General features: G+C 69.3%; 1 protein-coding gene. It reads left to right on the top strand.

The features are described 5' to 3' along the window. A partial coding sequence (locus SGR02S_RS18545) for a CaiB/BaiF CoA transferase family protein (RefSeq protein WP_369691232.1) occupies positions 1-1,277 on the top strand: 1,277 nt, incomplete at its 5' end. Positions 1,278-1,343: the final 66 nt, after the last annotated feature.

The raw sequence follows: 1,343 nt of genomic DNA, 5'->3' as shown, positions 1-1,343 counted from the left end.
CTAAACAAGTTCAGCATGACGAACGGGTGAGGCAGCATGCCGAAATCCGAATCCCCACGAGCCATGGGATGGTGGCGAAGCAGGAGGAGAAGCATGTCTTGCCGCTGACGGGAATCAGGGTGCTCGATTTCGGGCGCTATATCGCCGGGCCCTATTGCGCGGCCTTGCTTGCCGACTATGGCGCCGACGTCATCCGCATCGAGGCGCCGGGCGGCAACGACGACCGCTTCACCGTCCCGGTCGCCGCCGACGGTTCGGGGGCGATGTTCCTGCAGATGAACCGCGCCAAGCGCTCCCTGACGCTGAAGCCGGGTAGCCCCGAAGGGCGCGGGATCGTCCGGCGGCTCGTCGAGACGGCAGACGTCGTCGTCGCCAACCTGCCGCACGATGTGCTGGTGAAGCTGGGGCTCGACCATGACAGCCTGTCGGCGATCAATCCGCGGATCATCCTGGCGACGGCGTCCGCCTTCGGCCGCGATGGGCCGCTGTCGCGCAACGTCGGCTTCGACGCCATCGGGCAAGCGATGTCGGGCACCGTCCATCTGACCGGCACGCCCGGCCAGCCCTATCGCGCGCAGGTCAATTATGTCGATTTCGGGACCGCGCTGCATCTGGCCTTCGGCGTGCTGCTCGCGCTGCGCGAGCGCGAGGCGACGGGGCAGGGGCAGTGCGTGTCGGGATCGCTGCTCGGCACCGCGCTCGCCATGTCGAACGGCCTGACGATCGACGAGGCGCTGAACGGCATCGAGCGCCAGCCGATCGGCAACCGCAGCTTCGGATCGGCCCCGACCGACCTTTTCCGTACCCGCGACGGCTGGATCGTGACGCAGATCGTCGGCGGCCCGATCTTCGCCCGCTGGGCGGCGCTGGTGGGGCGGCCCGAACTGCCCGCCGATCCGCGCTTCGCAAGCGACATCTTGCGCGGCGACAATGGCGAGGAACTGAGCGCGATCATGCAGGGCTGGTGCATCGCACGGACCAGCGCGGAGGCGCTGGCCGAACTCGCGGCGGCGCGCGTTCCGGCGGCGCCCGTGCTCAAGCCGGGCGAAGCGCTGGCGCAGCCGCAGGTCGCCGCGATGGGGCTGGTCGAGCCGGTCGCCTATCCCGGCACGCCCGCGCCGGCGCCCGTCATCCGCGCGCCGGTCGACCTGTCCGCCAGCGCGAAGATTCCATCGCGGCGCGCGCCGCAGGTCGGCGAGCACAGCGACGCGATCCTGGCCGAACTCGGCTATGACGCCGACGCCATTTCGGCTTTGCGCGCGCAAAGGATAATTTGAACGGCGCGGCGGTGGACGTCCGGCCGACGCCTTCCTATGGTCTGCGGGGATTTGGGTTTCTGCGCA

The organism is Sphingopyxis granuli NBRC 100800, from assembly GCF_001591045.1.
In the GTDB taxonomy this organism is placed as follows: domain Bacteria; phylum Pseudomonadota; class Alphaproteobacteria; order Sphingomonadales; family Sphingomonadaceae; genus Sphingopyxis; species Sphingopyxis granuli.
Note: the sequence above shows the minus strand (reverse complement) of the source record. Positions and strands in the feature narration are given on the sequence as shown.